Raw genomic sequence first — 14864 nt, 5'->3', positions numbered from 1 at the left:
ATCGAGGGCATGACGGGGATCGAGCTGGGCACGAAGCTCGGCGGCGTCCTCGGTGGGCGCACCGCGACGGCACTGCAGAAGGCGTTCGGCATCGAGACCGTCGGCGACCTGCTCGAGCACTACCCCCGGCGCTATGCGAGACGCGGCGAGCTGACGGCAATCGGGCAGCTGCCGTTGGGTGAGGACGTCACGATCGTCGCCGACGTGGTCGAGGTGCGCGACCGGGAGATGAAGCAGCGCAAGGGCTCCATCCTCGAGGTGGTCATCTCCGACGGCCAGGGCCGACTCAACCTCACCTTCTTCAACCAGAAGTGGCGGGCGAACGAGCTCCGACCGGGTCTCCGTGGCATCTTCGCCGGCAAGGTCGGCGACTACCGCGGCAGTTATCAACTCGCGCACCCCCAGTACCAGCTCTTCCCCGACGACGCTGAAGCGCCGGCGCTCGCCGACGCGCAGGCCAAGGCGTGGTCCGAGGCTCCCATCCCGATCTACCCGGCCACGAGCACGATCACGAGCTGGAACCTCCGACAGTCCGTCGAGCTCGTCCTCGACGCGTTGCCGCCTCAGGAAGACCCCGTGCCGCGGTCCGTCCGCTCGGCGAGGAGCGAGCTGTCCTTCGACGCCGCCATCCGTGCGGTGCACCGTCCTGCCGTGGACCGCGACTGGCAGCGGGGGCGCCGCAGCCTCCGCTACCAGGAGGCGTATCTGCTGCAGACGGCCCTCCTCCAGCAACGTGCGGCGACCAGAGCCCTCGCGGCCGAGCCGCGCACGCCCCGTGCCGGCGGATATCTCGCGCGGCTCGATGCGGCGCTGCCGTTCGAGCTGACCGGCGACCAGCAGACGGTCGGAGCGGAGATCGCCGCCGACCTCGCGCAGCGCCATCCCATGAACCGCCTCGTCCAGGGCGAGGTGGGCTCGGGCAAGACCCTGGTCGCGCTGCGGGCCATGGCGGCGGTGGCCGACAGCGGCGGACAATCCGTGCTTCTCGCGCCCACCGAGGTGCTGGCGGCTCAGCACCTACGGTCGATCGTCCGATCCCTCGGCCCCGACCTCGCTGCGGAACTCATGCCGACCCTGCTCACCGGGCAGCTGCCGACGGCCGAACGCAAACGAGCGCTGCTCCGCATCGTCGCCGGCCAGGCGCGCATTGTGATCGGGACGCACGCGCTGCTGGGTGATGCCGTCAGCTTCGCCGACCTGGGCTTGGTGGTCGTCGACGAGCAGCACCGATTCGGCGTGGAGCAACGCGATCAGCTCCGCCAGAAGGGGCGCACCCCGCCGCACGTGCTCGTCCTGACGGCGACACCGATCCCGCGCACGGTCGCCATGACCGTCTTCGGCGATCTCGACGTGAGCATGATCAAGGAGTTGCCGCAGGGGCGCCAGGGCATCGAGAGCTTCGTGGTGGCCCTGGCGGACCACCCGCGCTGGATCTCGCGCGTGTGGGAGCGGCTGGCCGAGGAGCTCGCCCAGGGCCGGCAGGGGTTCGTGGTCTGTCCGGCGATCGACGCCAAGGAGGTCGAACCGGGGGAGGCCCTCGAGGAGGACGTCGATCCGGCACGCCCGGTCGCCTCCGTCCTGACGACGGTGGAGGAGCTGCGCGTCCATCCGCTCCTCGCCGCCCGGCGGATCGAGGTCCTGCACGGACGCATGAGCGCCGAGGAGAAGGACCGGACGATGCGTGCCTTCGCGGCCGGAGACATCGACGTCCTGGTGGCGACCACCGTCATCGAGGTGGGCGTCGACGTCCCGAACGCCTCGACCATGGTCGTCCTCGACGCAGACCGCTTCGGCGTCTCCCAGTTGCACCAGCTCCGCGGCCGCGTGGGGCGAGGCGGAGTGCCCGGACTCTGTCTGCTCGTCACCGCGGCCGAGATGGAGAGCACCGCCCGCGAACGCGTCGATGCCGTGGCCGCGACGCTCGACGGGTTCGACCTCGCGCAGGTCGACCTCGAGCTCCGGCGGGAGGGCGACGTCCTCGGCAGCACGCAGTCCGGTGGTCGGTCATCCCTCAAGCTGCTGCGGGTGGTGCACGACAGCGAGGTCATCATCGAGGCTCGGGCGGACGCCGCCGAGCTCCTCGCCACGGATCCGGACCTTGTCGACCACCCTGCCCTGGCGGAGGCCCTGCAGCGCCGCCTCGACGAATCCGACCGCGCCGCCCTCGCCAAGAACTGAGCACGGCTAGGCTGGCTCCATGAAGCGGATCGCCGTCGTCCCCGGATCGTTCGACCCCGTCACCCTGGGGCACCTGGATGTCATCGAGCGGGCGGCGCGGATCTTCGACGAACTCCACGTCCTCGTCGTGCACAACCCGGACAAGTCGGCGCTGCTGCCGATGCCGCAGCGGGTGTCGCTCCTGGAACGCTCCATCACGGGTGGCGGCCTGCCGGACAACATCGTGGTGGCGCAGTGGAACGTCGGGCTGCTCGTCGACTACTGCACCGATGTGGGCGCGAGTGTGCTCGTCAAGGGCATCCGTTCGCAGGTCGACGTCGCCTACGAGACGCCCATGGCCATCATGAACCGCAGCCTCGCCGGCGTGGAGACGGTCTTCCTCCTCCCGGACCCGGCGCACGCCCACGTCTCGAGTTCGTTGGTCCGGCAGGTCGCCGCACTCGGCGGTGACGTCAGCCCGTACGTCCCGCCGGTCGTCGCCTCCTTCCTGCAGGAGGGCTAGGGCGTCCCATCCGTCCTGTTCGGCGTAGAATCGTCGATCGTGGCTAGAAAGAGAACCAACAACTCCCCGTTCAGCGTCAACGTACGCGATCTGGTGAACCGTCCTGGGGAGATGCGCGAGCACGACCTCGAGGTGGTGCTCGCCGAGCGCTGGGGCGAGGGTCTCGTCGCCGTCCAGGAGGGCACGACGCTCTCCGAGCAGGTCCGTCTCGAGTCTGTGCACGAGGGCATCCTCGTCTCCGTGGACGTCGATGCGACGGCGACCGGCGAGTGCGGTCGGTGCCTCCGCGACATCGAACTGCCCGTCGAAGTCGAGATTCAGGAACTTTTCGCGTATCCTGATTCGGAAGCGTCTGACTTCGAGGTTCACGACGACCACGTGGATCTTGAACCTCTGGTCAGAGATGCGGTAGTTCTCGCATTACCGTTTCAGCCGGTGTGCCAGCCGGATTGCCCCGGACTCGATCCCGAGACCGGTGAGCGGCTGGCCGAACGTCCGGAACGACACCCCCAAGACGTCGCAGATCCTCGCTGGTCTGCGCTCGCGGGCTTGTCCTCAGACTCCGAACTTGACACAGACGCCAGCAGCGCCCCGGGCGCGGCTGCAGACACAGAAGAGAGATAGATCATGGCTGGAAACCCCCCGAAGCGGAAGGTCTCGCGCTCGAACACCCGCTCGCGTCGCTCGCAGTGGAAGGCCGCCGTGCCGACGCTCGTGAAGACGGTGGAGAACGGCCGCGTCACGTACAGCCTGCCGCACCGCGCCAAGGTCGTCGAGGACTCGCAGGGCGCCGCCCTCTACCTCGAGTACAAGGGCCGCAAGGTCGCAGACGTCTGATCGCTCTGTTGAACGTCCGCGTTCGAACAGCGTGAACACGAATCATTCCGACCACACCGGGGTCGGCTCCATCTCGGAGCCCGACCCCGGTGTCGTCGCTTGTGCCCGGCAGCTGGGTGTCGACGTCTCCTACGAGCTCCTCGACCTCGCGCTGACGCACCGCTCGTACGCGTACGAGCACGGCGGGCTCCCGCACAACGAACGCCTCGAGTTCCTCGGCGACTCCATCCTCGGGCAGGCCGTCACGGTGATGCTCTACCGCGATTTCCCGCACCTCGACGAGGGGCAGCTCGCGAAGCGACGGGCGAGCCTCGTGTCGACGATCGCCCTCGCCGAGGTCGCCCGCTCGGTCGGGCTGGGCGAACGCATCAAGCTCGGCAAGGGCGAGGACCAGACCGGCGGCCGCGACAAGGCGTCCATCCTGGCCGACACGATGGAGGCCGTCATCGGCGCGACCTACCTGTCCGCCGGTCCCGACGCGGCCACGGCGCTCGTCCTGCGCCTGGTGACACCGTTGCTCGAGAACCCGGAGCGCTTCGGGGCCGCCATGGACCCGAAGACGAGCCTGCAGGAGGCCGCCGCCGCGATCGGTGCACCGGCACCCGTGTACGAGATCGCCAGCTCCGGTCCCGACCACAACCGTCGGTTCGTCGCGACGGTCACGGTGGGCACCGCCGTCACGGCGACGGGCTCCGGCACGAGCAAGAAGCACGCCGAGATGGCGGCCGCCCTGGAAGCCTGGTCGAGGATCAGTGCCGGAACTCCCTGAGGTCGAGGTCGTCCGCGCCGGCCTCGAGCCCGCCGTCAGCGGAGCGACCATCGCCGGCGTCGAGGTCTTCGACGAACGCTCCCTGCGCCGTCACGCGAGTGGTGTCGCCGACTTCACGGCGCGGCTGACGGGTCGGACGATCCGATCAGCCGTCCGGCGCGGGAAGTTCCTCTGGTTCCCCCTCGACGACGACGAGGCGATCGTCGGCCACCTGGGCATGAGCGGGCAGATGCTGCTCCGGTCGCCCGGCGACGACGCCGACCGACTGCTGCGCATCCGCTTGCAGTTGGAGCATCCCGAGCACGGCGAGCTCTGGCTGCACTTCGTGGACCAGCGGATCTTCGGGTCCATGGCGGTGACCGCGCTCGTCCCCACGCCAGACGGAGCTGCCGGAGGGTTCGGGGACGACGTCGCGATGGTGCCCGATCAGGTCTCGCACATCGCCCGAGACCCGATGGACCCCGCCTTCGACGACGCCGTCTTCCTCCGGCGGCTGCGCGAGAAACGGACCGGGGTGAAGCGGGCGCTGCTCGACCAGACCCTCGTCAGCGGGATCGGCAACATCTACGCGGACGAGTCGCTCTGGGCAGCGCGCATCCATCCCGAGCAGGAGACCGCCCGGTTGAGCCGTCCGCGCGCAGCGCGCCTGCTCGACGAGGTGCGGCAGGTCCTCGCGAAGGCGCTGGCGGAGGGCGGCACGAGCTTCGACGCCCAGTACGTGAACGTCAACGGGCAGGCCGGCTACTTCGCACACAGCCTGAACGCCTACGGCCGGCAGGGGAAGCCGTGCGCGCGCTGCGGGACGTTCATCGTGCGCGAGCAGTTCATGAACCGTGGCTCGCATCGCTGTCCCGTGTGCCAGCGCCGCACCTGACGATCAGGAGTCGAGTCGTCGCTGCCATTCGGCCGAGTAGCCGATGATGCGGAACGCGAGTCGGTCGTTGATGGCGAGCATGTGGTCGTTCTCGTCCGCGTTCCAGGTGTAGACCCGCGACCGCTCCGGCGCCTGCTCGGTCAGCGCCAGCAGGTTGGCAGCCTTCATCCACAGCCCGAGTCGGTGTCCGCGGTGGGTCGAGCGGACGAGGGTGTCCCACTGCTCCGCGTGCTCCTTGCCCTCCGTCAGGACGAGCTCGCTGTACCCGGCCACCGATCCGCTCGCGCGGTGCACCGCTGCGACCACGAGGGCATGATCCCCGGCATCGGCCAACTGTCGTTCGCGGGCTCGGATCCGTTCGGGTGTCCAGACCTCCGGATCGATCTCGAGGTCCGCGGCGGGGATGTCGGTGGCCATGTGCTCTCGGGCCGTCGCCAGGGACGCGAGGAACTCGTCCGGGGTCCTGTCGATCCAGTGCACGAGTGCGTACTCGGGCTCGGCCCGCGAGCGAGCCTCGTCGAGGATCGACGGGAGCTCATCGGCGATGTCCGACAGCTCGCATCGGTTCGTGCGTTCCACCTGCCCGAGCGTGTACCCGCGTGCCAGCGCGAAGCGGGTCGCCTCGGCGCGTGCGGGGACGACCCGATCGCCGACGCTCGCGCCGAGGAGCGGCTCGTCGAGGGGGATGTCCGCGAGGGCGTGCTGGGTGAACGTCGTCACGGTCGGACGCCCGGCAGCGGCCGCGCGCGCCTCGAGTTCGCCGAGGAGTGCCGTTCCGACACCGCGCCCTCGGGCAGGCGGCAACACACCGACACTGAGCGACGCGGTCGTTGCAGCCGGTTCGAGCCCGTAGCCCAGCCAGCCTCGACCGACGACCTCTCCGTCCAGTCGTGCAGCGAGGAGGACTCGGCGGTTGAACCGTTGGTCGAGGTACTCCGGCAGCACCATGGTCGGGGTCAGGGAGAAGTCATCGTTCTTCCAGACCTCGGCTTCGAGGGTGTTGGCGACCGCTTGGACGGCGTCGAACACCGCGCCGTCCGACCCCACCGACGCACCGGCCGTCGTGAGGTCCACTTCGTCGATCTCGACCAGCATGCCTGCTCCCCGTCCTCGGCCGACCGTCATGGGCGGTGGCGTCCATGCTACGACCGGCGCCACCGGGTGGCACAGCGTGGTGTCCCTGCCCTGGCCAGGGATTCGCTAGCGTAGTGGACAGCATCCGCGACGCGGGAGAGGAGGTGCGCGTGTACCTGAAGAGCCTGACGCTCAAAGGGTTCAAGTCCTTCGCGCACCCCACCACCTTCGCGTTCGAGCAAGGCGTCACCTGCGTCGTCGGCCCGAACGGTTCCGGCAAGTCGAACGTCGTCGACGCACTCGCCTGGGTCATGGGGGAGCAGGGGGTGAAGACCCTCCGCGGCGGCAAGATGGAGGACGTCATCTTCGCCGGCACGTCGACGAGGGGACCGCTCGGACGGGCCGAGGTCACGCTCACCATCGACAACAGCGACGGTGCCCTGCCCATCGAGTACACCGAGGTGACGATCAGCCGGACCCTGTTCCGGAACGGCGGCAGCGAGTACGCCATCAACGGCGACACCTGCCGGTTGCTGGACGTCCAAGAGCTGCTCAGCGACTCCGGCCTGGGTCGCGAGATGCACGTCATCGTCGGCCAGGGACAGCTCGACGCCGTCCTCCGTGCGACGCCCGAGGAGCGGCGCGGCTTCATCGAGGAGGCCGCTGGGATCCTCAAGCATCGTCGCCGCAAGGAGAAGACCCTCCGGAAGCTCGAGGCGATGCAGACCAACCTCACCCGGTTGAGCGACCTCGCCGGGGAGATCCGGCGGCAGCTGAAGCCGCTCGGACGCCAAGCGGAGATCGCACGGGAGGCACAGACGATCGCAGCGGTCGTGCGTGACGCCCGCGCCAGGATCCTCGCGGACGACGTCGTCGGGCTCCGGCGCTCGCTCGACGAGCACAATCGGTCGGAGAGCGAACGGCACAGCGAGCGCCTCGTGCTCCAGGAGCAGTTGGAGCAGGCGGAGTCGCGGATCCGCCGGATCGAGCAGACGCAACTGGGCGATGCGGTCGACGACGCGCGACGGATCACCTTCGAGCTCGAGAGCGTGCAGGAGCGGCTCCGGAACCTCTACACGCTCGCCAATCAGCGGCTCGCGCTGCTCGGACCCGCGACCGACGAGGTCACTGCCGAACCACGGATCACGAGACAGATGGTCGCCGACGCCACCGCGGAGATCGACGGGCTTCGCGCGGCGGTCGTCGAAGCGGAACTCGCCCTGCGACAGGCGCAGGCGACCACCGCCGAGCAGCGCGCCGCGCTCGACGCGGTGGACGTCGAGATCGCCGCGCAGAGCGCCCTCGTGTCGCGGCACGACCTGGAACTGTCGAAACTCGCTGGTGCGGTGGACGCCGCCTCGTCCAAGTTGGCGGCGGTCCGCGGCGAGGCGCTGCGGCAGCAGAACGCCATCGACGCGGCTGTCCTCCGTCTGGACGCCGCCCGGCTGGAGGTCGAAGCGCTCGGGGACGACCCGACCCTCGCCGACGCCGCCGACTCCGGCCTCGACGACGCCTACGAGGCGGCCCAGCGCGGTGCGACCGCCGCGGAGGGTGAGATCGAGGGCTTGCGCGAGCAGCTGCACACGCTCGAACGCGAACGCGATTCGCTCGGTGCCAAGACGAGCGCGCTCTCGCGTGCCCTCGACCTCAAGACCGGGTCGGCGGAACTCGCCGGCAGCGGCCTCCACGGGATCGACGGGATCGTCGCGGACCGCGTGCAGGTCCGGCCCGGCAACGAGGCGGCCGTTGCGGCAGCGCTCGGGACGCTCGCCGAGGCGGCGGTCGCGGTCGACCGACAGGCCGCGCGCCGAGCGCTCGACCACGCCGCGGACCGCGGGCTGGGTCGGGTCGAGATCGTCATCGCGGAAGGCATCCGCGAGGTGCCGGACGCTCCGGCCGGTTTCACCTCGGCGGCCGAACTGGTGGACGCACCTCCCGGTGTCCTCGGCATCCTCGCGACGGTCCTCGTCGTCGACTCCCTCGACGAGGCGATCGACGCGTACGACCGGCTCGGCTCAGCCCTGGCGGCGTTCACGATCGTGACCAGGGACGGCGCCGTCGTCACGGAGAGCATCGTCCGCGGGGGGAGCGGCGGCGCGCAGAGTCGCATCGAGCTCCTGGCCGAACGTGATGCGGCCGCCGATCGACACGGCGAGGTCGAGTCGCTCATCGAACGGGCCCGCTTCGCCCTGGGCGAGCAGCGGACGATCCTGCAGGAGGCGAAGCAGACGGCGCAGGCCGCCCTCAACGCCTTGCGCGAGTTCGACGCCAACCGCGCCTCGCAGGCCGAACGGGTCAACCGGGTGACCGTCCGATACGAATCCGCCCAGGCGGAACACGACCGTCTCCTCGCGGCTGCGGCGAACGCCGACGCCGCCGTCGCCGATGCCGTCGTGGCGGCCGACCGCGCGAGGCAGGAACACGACACCGCCCGGGCGCGTCCACGCCCGCTGCTCGACGTGACGGTCCGCGACGCGTTGTCCGCCGAACTCGACGCGGCGCGCGAGTCCGAGGTGCAGCATCGACTGCTCCTGGAGACCGCTCGGCAACGCGTCAGGGCGGAGGAGCTCGCGGTCGCGAACCTCGAGCGGCAGCGGCAGGCCGACGAGGCCGCCGCGGAGGAGGCGGCACGGCGGGCCGTCATCCGGGCGCGGCAGGCCGCGGCGGCCACCTCCGTCACCGACGCGCTGCCGCCCGTCCTCGACTCGGTCGACCGCTCGGTCACCGAGGCGCGGGTCGCCCTCGCGGAAGCCGAGGCGACGAGATCCAGCCGGAACGCCGAACTCGTGCGCCTGCGAGGAGAGGAGCACACGCTCCGGCAACGGTTGCAGGTCGTCACCGAGAGCGTCCACGGGCTCGAGCTCCAGATCTACGAGAAGAAGCTGCACCTGTCCGGTCTCCTCGAGCGCGCCGGCTCGGAGCTGGGACTCGTCGAGGACATCCTGGTCGCCGAGTACGGGCCCGACGTCCCGGTGCCGGTCGACCCTCCGACACCGCGAGCAACCGCCCGGACGGCTCCGGAACCCGAGGATGCCGGTCCCGCCGAACCCTCCGTTGAGGCGACGGACACTCCTGCGGACCCGGTTGCCGAGGTGGGGCCGGCCGCCGAGACGTCGGACCCCGACGCGTCCGAGGTGCCGACGACCCCGTACGTCCGCGCCGAGCAGCAGAAACGACTCGCCGCGGCCGAGCGCACCTATGCGCAGCTCGGCCGGGTCAACCCGCTCGCCCTGGAGGAGTTCGCCGCGCTCGAACAACGGCACCGCTTCCTCACCGAACAGCTCGCCGACCTCACCAGCACCCGCGCCGACCTGCTGTCGATCATCGAGGACATCGACGGGAAGATGGAGGTAATCTTCGCCTCGGCGTTCGCCGACACCGAAGCCGCGTTCACCGAGGTGTTCCCGATCCTGTTCCCCGGCGGCACCGGCAGCATCTCGCTCACGGACCCCGAGCACATGCTCACCACGGGCATCGAGGTGTCGGTGAAGCCCGCCGGCAAGAAGATCGAGCGCCTGTCACTCCTGTCCGGTGGTGAGCGCTCGCTCGCCGCGGTGGCTCTGCTCATCGCCATCTTCAAAGCCCGGCCGAGCCCGTTCTACATCATGGACGAGGTAGAGGCGGCCCTCGACGACGCGAACCTCGGGCGGCTCCTCACCATCTTCGAGGACCTCCGACAGACGAGTCAGCTCATCGTGATCACCCACCAGAAGCGCACGATGGAGATCGCGGACGCCCTCTACGGCGTCTCGATGCGTCAAGACGGCGTTTCGGCCGTGGTCGGTCAACGCGTCGCCGAGGAACGGGCCGGCTGATCGTTCCCCGTCCCGCGACGGGACCGCCTCGCCGACGGCTACGCTGAGACCATGGCTGCACGCACACCCTGGTCGCTCTCCGGTGCCCTCAAAGGCATGTTCCAACGTCCGACGATCGACGAGACGACGTGGGAAGACCTCGAGGACGCGCTCATCGGCGCCGACTTCGGCCCAGACGTCACGGAGTCGATCGTCACCGGTCTGCACGCATCCGTCGACCGCTACCGCACGACCGACCCGCGCGACCTGCAGCGGATGCTCCGCGAGGAGGTCGAGGAGCGGCTGTCGAAGTTCGACACGACCCTGAAGCTCAGTGAGCGTCCGGCGGTGGTCCTCGTCGTCGGCGTCAACGGGGTCGGCAAGACCACGACCATCGGCAAGTTCGCGAAATTCCTCCGCAACTACGATCGCAGCGTCGTGGTCGGTGCGGCCGACACCTTCCGTGCCGCGGCGGTCGAACAGCTCGCGACCTGGGCGGAGCGCGCCGGGGCACAGATCGTGCGCCCCCAGCAGCAGGGTCAGGATCCGGCTTCGGTCGCGTTCCAGACGATCGAGTACGCCAAGCGGACGGGGACCGAGATCGTCATCATCGACACCGCGGGCCGGCTGCAGACCAAGGGCGGGCTGATGGACGAGCTGTCGAAGATCCGGCGCGTCGTCGAGAAGCAGGCGCCCATCTCGGAGGTGCTCCTCGTCCTCGACGCGACGACCGGGCAGAACGGCCTGTCGCAGGCGCAGGCGTTCATCGAGCACGCCGGCGTGACGGGGCTCGTCCTGACGAAGCTCGACGGCTCCGCGAAGGGCGGGTTCGTCCTCGCCGTCCAGGAGAAGACCGGCATCCCGATCAAACTCGTCGGACAGGGTGAGGGGATCGGGGACCTCACCGGCTTCACGCCCCACGTCTTCGCACAGAACCTGGTGGGCAACTGATGGCGATCGAGCACGACTACTTCGGCATCATCGCGACCGAGCCGGGCGGCGGCGTGTACTGGTCGGACAACATCGACGTGGGCGAGCAGTCCGTGTCCATCTCGCTCAGCGCGCCCGACGAGGACGAGATCCCGGCCGATGCGCTCGATCTCGCAGCCGCGATGATCCTGGCCCTCGAAGGCTTCGACCTCCGCTCCCGTGAGGCGATGCTGAGCGAGGTCGACGACCGCACCTCCGAGGTGACGGAGTACATCATCCAGGCCGTCGAGGAGCTGGGTGAGTCGTTGCCGGACGTCCTCGTCGACGAGTCCGGCGACCGCGACGTCGACGTCATCCGATCGATGACCCTGCTGAGCGTCGGGTTCGCTCCGCATCAGCACAACGGCGACGAGGCGTTCGCGATCTTCGAGTACTCGCTCGACGCCGACCAGCTCGACGGCGTGCTCATGGTGGCGTACAGCTCCGACGGCGAGGTCACCGGGGTCACGAGCGAGGACTGAGCCCCGGAGCCTCAGCCCCAGGACGCAGCCCAGGCGTTCAGACCGCCTGGGCGAACCCGAGCGAGGAGTCCGCGAGATGGCGCAGGCCCTCGGGGACCGGCAGACCCTTCGCCGTCATGGACTGCGCCCAGAGGCGACCGGCCCGATAGGAGGAGCGGACGAGCGGACCGGCCAGCACGCCGAGGAACCCGATCTCCTCGGCCTCCTCCTTGATCTCGAGGAACTCCTGCGGTTTCACCCATCGGTCGACGGGGAGATGCCGAGGCGTCGGGCGCAGGTACTGCGTGACGGTGATGATGTCCGTGCCCGCCTCGTGCAGGTCCTCGAGCGCCTGGCTGATCTCGCTCCGGTCCTCGCCCATGCCCAGGATGAGGTTGGACTTCGTGATGAGCCCCGCGGCCCTGGCCTGGGTGAGGACGTCGAGCGACCGCTCGTACCGGAACGCGGGCCGGATCCGCTTGAAGATGCGGGGCACCGTCTCCACGTTGTGCGCGAACACCTCGGGACGTGAGGCGAACACCTCGCCGAGGAGGTCGGGGTTGCCGGAGAAGTCGGTCGCGAGGATCTCCACACCCGTGCCGGGGTTGGTCTCGTGGATGCGGCGGACGGTCTCGGCGTGCAACCACGCGCCCTCGTCGGGGAGGTCGTCGCGAGCCACACCCGTCACGGTCGCGTAGCGGAGCCGCATGCGCTGCACGGAGTCGGCGACCCGGCGCGGCTCGTCGCGGTCGTAGTCGGCGGGTTTGCCGGTGTCGATCTGGCAGAAGTCGCACCGCCTGGTGCACTGCGAGCCGCCGATGAGGAAGGTCGCCTCGCGGTCCTCCCAGCACTCGAAGATGTTCGGGCACCCGGCCTCCTGGCACACCGTGTGCAGCCCCTCCTCCTGCACGAGGGTCTGGAGCTGCCGGTACTCGGGGCCCATCGTCGCGCGGGTCTTGATCCAGTCGGGCTTCCGCTCGATGGGCGTCTGCGCGTTGCGGACCTCGAGCCGCAGCAGTTTGCGACCGCCGGTGTCCGCCGCGGCATCGGGTGCCGGTGCACCACAGGCGCTCACGCGACCGCTCCGACCGCAGGGGCGGAGGTGAACCGCCAACCGTGTTGGAGGTCTGCGAACCGTTCCGCCACGCGATGAGCCACGTCACCCGGCGTGACCGTGCGGCCGAGCTCCTTGCTGATCGTGGTGACACCGGCGTCGGCGATGCCGCAGGCGACGATGTGCTCGAACGGCTCGAGCGAGTTGCTGCAGTTCAGGGCGAAGCCGTGGATCGCGACCCCGGCTTGGACGCGCACGCCGACGGCGCCGATCTTCGCCGCGGGGCCGCCGCCCGCGGGATCCACCCAGACACCGGATCGTCCCTCGATCCGCCGCCCGGTGACCCCGAGCTCGGCGATGGTCCGCAGCATGACCTCCTCGAGCAGACGCACGTGGGCGACGACGTCGACGGGCTCCGGCAGGCGGACGATGGGGTAGCCGGTGAGCTGTCCGGGGCCGTGCCAGGTGATCCGCCCACCGCGGTCCACCGGGACGACCGGAGTTCCGTCGTCCGGGCGTTCGTCGGCGCGCGTCAGCTTGCCTGCCGTGTACACCGGCTCGTGTTCGCAGAGGATCAACTGTTCGGGTCCGGTGCCGGCGACCACGGCCGCATGTACCCGGCGCTGCAGCGCCCAGCCGTCGAGGTAGGGGACGAACGCCGGGGCGAGCCCGGCGAGGAGGAGCTCTGTCATGGCGGCCACGATAGCATTCTTGGACGCCGTACAAATACTCGCCGAAGGTGGTTCCTGCCGTTCGACGGGACCAGGACGCCGACTGCCCTAAACTGGAGGGATCATGGCAACGTTCGGTACCCTCTCTGACCGCCTCGCGGACACGTTCAAGAACCTCCGCACCAAGGGCAAGCTCTCCGCTGCCGATGTCGACGGCACCGTCCGCGAGATCCGCCGCGCACTCCTCGACGCGGACGTCGCACTCGACGTCGTCAAGGACTTCACCGGTCGCGTCCGCGAACGCGCACTCGGCGACGAGGTGAGCAAGGCGCTGAACCCGGCGCAGCAGGTCGTGCAGATCGTCAACGACGAGCTCATCACGATCCTCGGCGGCCAGCAGCGCCGGCTCGAGTTCGCGAAGAAGCCACCGACCGTCATCATGCTCGCCGGCCTCCAGGGTGCCGGAAAGACGACGCTCGCGGGCAAGCTCGCCAAGTGGCTCAAGAAGGACGGCCACACTCCGTTGCTCATCGCCTCGGACCTCCAGCGGCCGAACGCCGTCACGCAGCTCCAGGTCGTCGGTGAACAGGCGGGCGTCCCCGTCTACGCCCCCGAGCCGGGCAACGGCGTCGGCGACCCCGTGAAGGTCGCGCGCGACGGCGTCAAGTTCGCCGAGCAGAAGCTCTACGACACGGTCATCGTCGACACCGCCGGTCGACTCGGTGTCGACGCCGAGCTCATGAAGCAGGCCTCGAACATCCGCAAGGCGGTGGACCCCGACGAGGTGCTCTTCGTCATCGACGCGATGATCGGACAGGACGCGGTCGCGACGGCCAAGGCCTTCCTCGACGGTGTCGACTTCACCGGTGTTGTGCTGTCGAAGCTCGACGGCGACGCCCGCGGTGGAGCCGCCCTCTCGATCGCCTCGGTCACGGGCCGTCCCATCATGTTCGCGTCGACCGGCGAGGGCCTCGACGACTTCGAGCCCTTCCACCCCGACCGCATGGCCAGCCGGATCCTCGACCTCGGTGACATCCTCACCCTCATCGAGCAGGCACAGCAGAACTTCGACGAGGACGAGGCGCGCAAGGTCGCCGAGAAGTTCGCGACCGACTCGTTCACGCTCGACGACTTCCTCAAGCAGATGCAGCAGCTGCGGGGGATGGGCTCCATCAAGAAGATGATGGGCATGCTCCCTGGCATGGGCCAGATGAAGGAGCAGCTCCAGAACTTCGACGAGCGGGAGATCGTGCGCACCGAGGCGATCATCCAGTCGATGACGACCGCCGAGCGCACCAACCCGAAGATCCTGAACGGCTCGCGCCGGCTGCGGATCGCCAAGGGTTCCGGCATGACGGTGACCGAGGTCAACGCCCTGGTGAACCGGTTCGAGCAGGCCGCCAAGATGATGAAGACGGTCGCCAAGGGCGGCGTTCCGAACATCCCCGGCATGGGCCCGGTCCCCGGCGCACGGACGAACCGTCCGAAGCCCCAGGCGAAGAAGAAGGGTTCCCGGTCAGGGAACCCGGCCAAGCGGGCAGCGGAGAACGCCGGTGTCGTCGAGGCGCAGGCCCCGGCGACCGGTGCGGGCTTCGGACTCGGTGGCGGCGCGTCGGCGGGCACGAAGGCCCCAACCGAGGCTGAACTCGCCGAACTCCAGAAGTTCCTGGGTCGCTGACAC

13 protein-coding genes are annotated in these 14864 nt (G+C 69.5%); 10 read left to right on the top strand and 3 right to left on the bottom strand.

The window, feature by feature from the left end:
* The first annotated feature begins 9 nt into the window (after positions 1 to 9).
* The 6 genes from QRN27_RS01675 (at position 10) to mutM (ending at position 5160) form a co-directional block, all read left to right on the top strand.
* Positions 10 to 2178 (top strand): ATP-dependent DNA helicase RecG, encoded by a 2169-nt coding sequence (locus tag QRN27_RS01675; protein WP_285040480.1) that lies wholly within the window; start codon positions 10 to 12, stop codon positions 2176 to 2178.
* A gap of 19 nt (positions 2179 to 2197) precedes the next feature.
* Positions 2198 to 2680 (top strand): pantetheine-phosphate adenylyltransferase, encoded by a 483-nt coding sequence (gene coaD, locus QRN27_RS01670; RefSeq protein WP_194669690.1) that lies wholly within the window; start codon positions 2198 to 2200, stop codon positions 2678 to 2680.
* 111 nt (positions 2681 to 2791) lie between these two features.
* Positions 2792 to 3304, top strand: coding sequence for a YceD family protein (locus tag QRN27_RS01665; RefSeq protein ID WP_285040736.1), 513 nt, complete (start codon positions 2792 to 2794; stop codon positions 3302 to 3304).
* Positions 3305 to 3307: 3 nt separating this feature from the next.
* Entirely contained in the window at positions 3308 to 3517 is a 210-nt protein-coding gene (gene rpmF / locus QRN27_RS01660; RefSeq protein ID WP_285040479.1) for a 50S ribosomal protein L32, read from the top strand.
* 70 nt (positions 3518 to 3587) lie between these two features.
* Complete coding sequence (gene rnc, locus QRN27_RS01655) at positions 3588 to 4286, top strand: ribonuclease III (protein ID WP_285040735.1); 699 nt, start codon at positions 3588 to 3590, stop codon at positions 4284 to 4286.
* Positions 4270 to 5160: a bifunctional DNA-formamidopyrimidine glycosylase/DNA-(apurinic or apyrimidinic site) lyase gene (mutM, locus tag QRN27_RS01650; protein WP_285040478.1), complete on the top strand. Its 891-nt coding sequence runs from the start codon at positions 4270 to 4272 to the stop codon at positions 5158 to 5160. Before rnc ends, mutM begins: the two co-directional genes overlap by 17 nt.
* A 3-nt stretch (positions 5161 to 5163) precedes the next feature.
* On the opposite strand, the gene QRN27_RS01645 is transcribed toward mutM, so the two are convergent.
* A complete protein-coding gene (locus tag QRN27_RS01645) occupies positions 5164 to 6255 on the bottom strand; it encodes a GNAT family N-acetyltransferase (protein WP_285040477.1) in 1092 nt (363 codons plus the stop codon).
* Between the two features lie 149 nt (positions 6256 to 6404).
* On the opposite strand from QRN27_RS01645, the gene smc reads away from it, so the two are divergent.
* Genes smc through QRN27_RS01630 form a run of 3 tightly spaced genes read left to right on the top strand, consistent with a single transcriptional unit; the run spans position 6405 to position 11479 of the window.
* Positions 6405 to 10049, top strand: a complete 3645-nt coding sequence (gene smc, locus QRN27_RS01640) for a chromosome segregation protein SMC (RefSeq protein WP_285040734.1) — start codon at positions 6405 to 6407, stop codon at positions 10047 to 10049.
* A gap of 51 nt (positions 10050 to 10100) precedes the next feature.
* On the top strand, positions 10101 to 10979 hold the full coding sequence (gene ftsY, locus QRN27_RS01635) for a signal recognition particle-docking protein FtsY (RefSeq protein ID WP_056006913.1): 879 nt from the start codon (positions 10101 to 10103) through the stop codon (positions 10977 to 10979).
* Entirely contained in the window at positions 10979 to 11479 is a 501-nt protein-coding gene (locus tag QRN27_RS01630; RefSeq protein WP_194669694.1) for a DUF2004 domain-containing protein, read from the top strand. Before ftsY ends, QRN27_RS01630 begins: the two co-directional genes overlap by 1 nt.
* A 37-nt stretch (positions 11480 to 11516) precedes the next feature.
* On the opposite strand, the gene lipA is transcribed toward QRN27_RS01630, so the two are convergent.
* Positions 11517 to 12533, bottom strand: a complete 1017-nt coding sequence (lipA, locus tag QRN27_RS01625; RefSeq protein WP_235522553.1) for a lipoyl synthase — start codon at positions 12531 to 12533, stop codon at positions 11517 to 11519.
* Positions 12530 to 13204, bottom strand: coding sequence for a lipoyl(octanoyl) transferase LipB (gene lipB, locus QRN27_RS01620; RefSeq protein WP_285040476.1), 675 nt, complete (start codon positions 13202 to 13204; stop codon positions 12530 to 12532). Before lipB ends, lipA begins: the two co-directional genes overlap by 4 nt.
* A gap of 103 nt (positions 13205 to 13307) precedes the next feature.
* Here lipB and ffh point away from each other — a divergent pair, with 103 nt between their 5' ends.
* Complete coding sequence (gene ffh / locus QRN27_RS01615) at positions 13308 to 14861, top strand: signal recognition particle protein (RefSeq protein WP_056006905.1); 1554 nt, start codon at positions 13308 to 13310, stop codon at positions 14859 to 14861.
* The last annotated feature ends 3 nt before the right edge of the window (positions 14862 to 14864 follow it).

It is taken from the genome of Plantibacter sp. LMC-P-059a, assembly GCF_030209505.1.
Taxonomy (GTDB): Bacteria; Actinomycetota; Actinomycetes; order Actinomycetales; family Microbacteriaceae; genus Plantibacter.
This window is presented reverse-complemented; position numbering and strand designations above follow the sequence as displayed.

Coding starts and splice junctions, on each gene's coding strand:
- QRN27_RS01675 (WP_285040480.1), top strand. CDS start 10: ATGACGGGGATCGAGCTGGGCACGAAGCTCGGCGGCGTCCTCGGTGGG.
- coaD (WP_194669690.1), top strand. CDS start 2,198: ATGAAGCGGATCGCCGTCGTCCCCGGATCGTTCGACCCCGTCACCCTG.
- QRN27_RS01665 (WP_285040736.1), top strand. CDS start 2,792: ATGCGCGAGCACGACCTCGAGGTGGTGCTCGCCGAGCGCTGGGGCGAG.
- rpmF (WP_285040479.1), top strand. CDS start 3,308: ATGGCTGGAAACCCCCCGAAGCGGAAGGTCTCGCGCTCGAACACCCGC.
- QRN27_RS01645 (WP_285040477.1), bottom strand. CDS start 6,255: ATGCTGGTCGAGATCGACGAAGTGGACCTCACGACGGCCGGTGCGTCG.
- ftsY (WP_056006913.1), top strand. CDS start 10,101: ATGGCTGCACGCACACCCTGGTCGCTCTCCGGTGCCCTCAAAGGCATG.
- QRN27_RS01630 (WP_194669694.1), top strand. CDS start 10,979: ATGGCGATCGAGCACGACTACTTCGGCATCATCGCGACCGAGCCGGGC.
- lipB (WP_285040476.1), bottom strand. CDS start 13,204: ATGACAGAGCTCCTCCTCGCCGGGCTCGCCCCGGCGTTCGTCCCCTAC.
- ffh (WP_056006905.1), top strand. CDS start 13,308: ATGGCAACGTTCGGTACCCTCTCTGACCGCCTCGCGGACACGTTCAAG.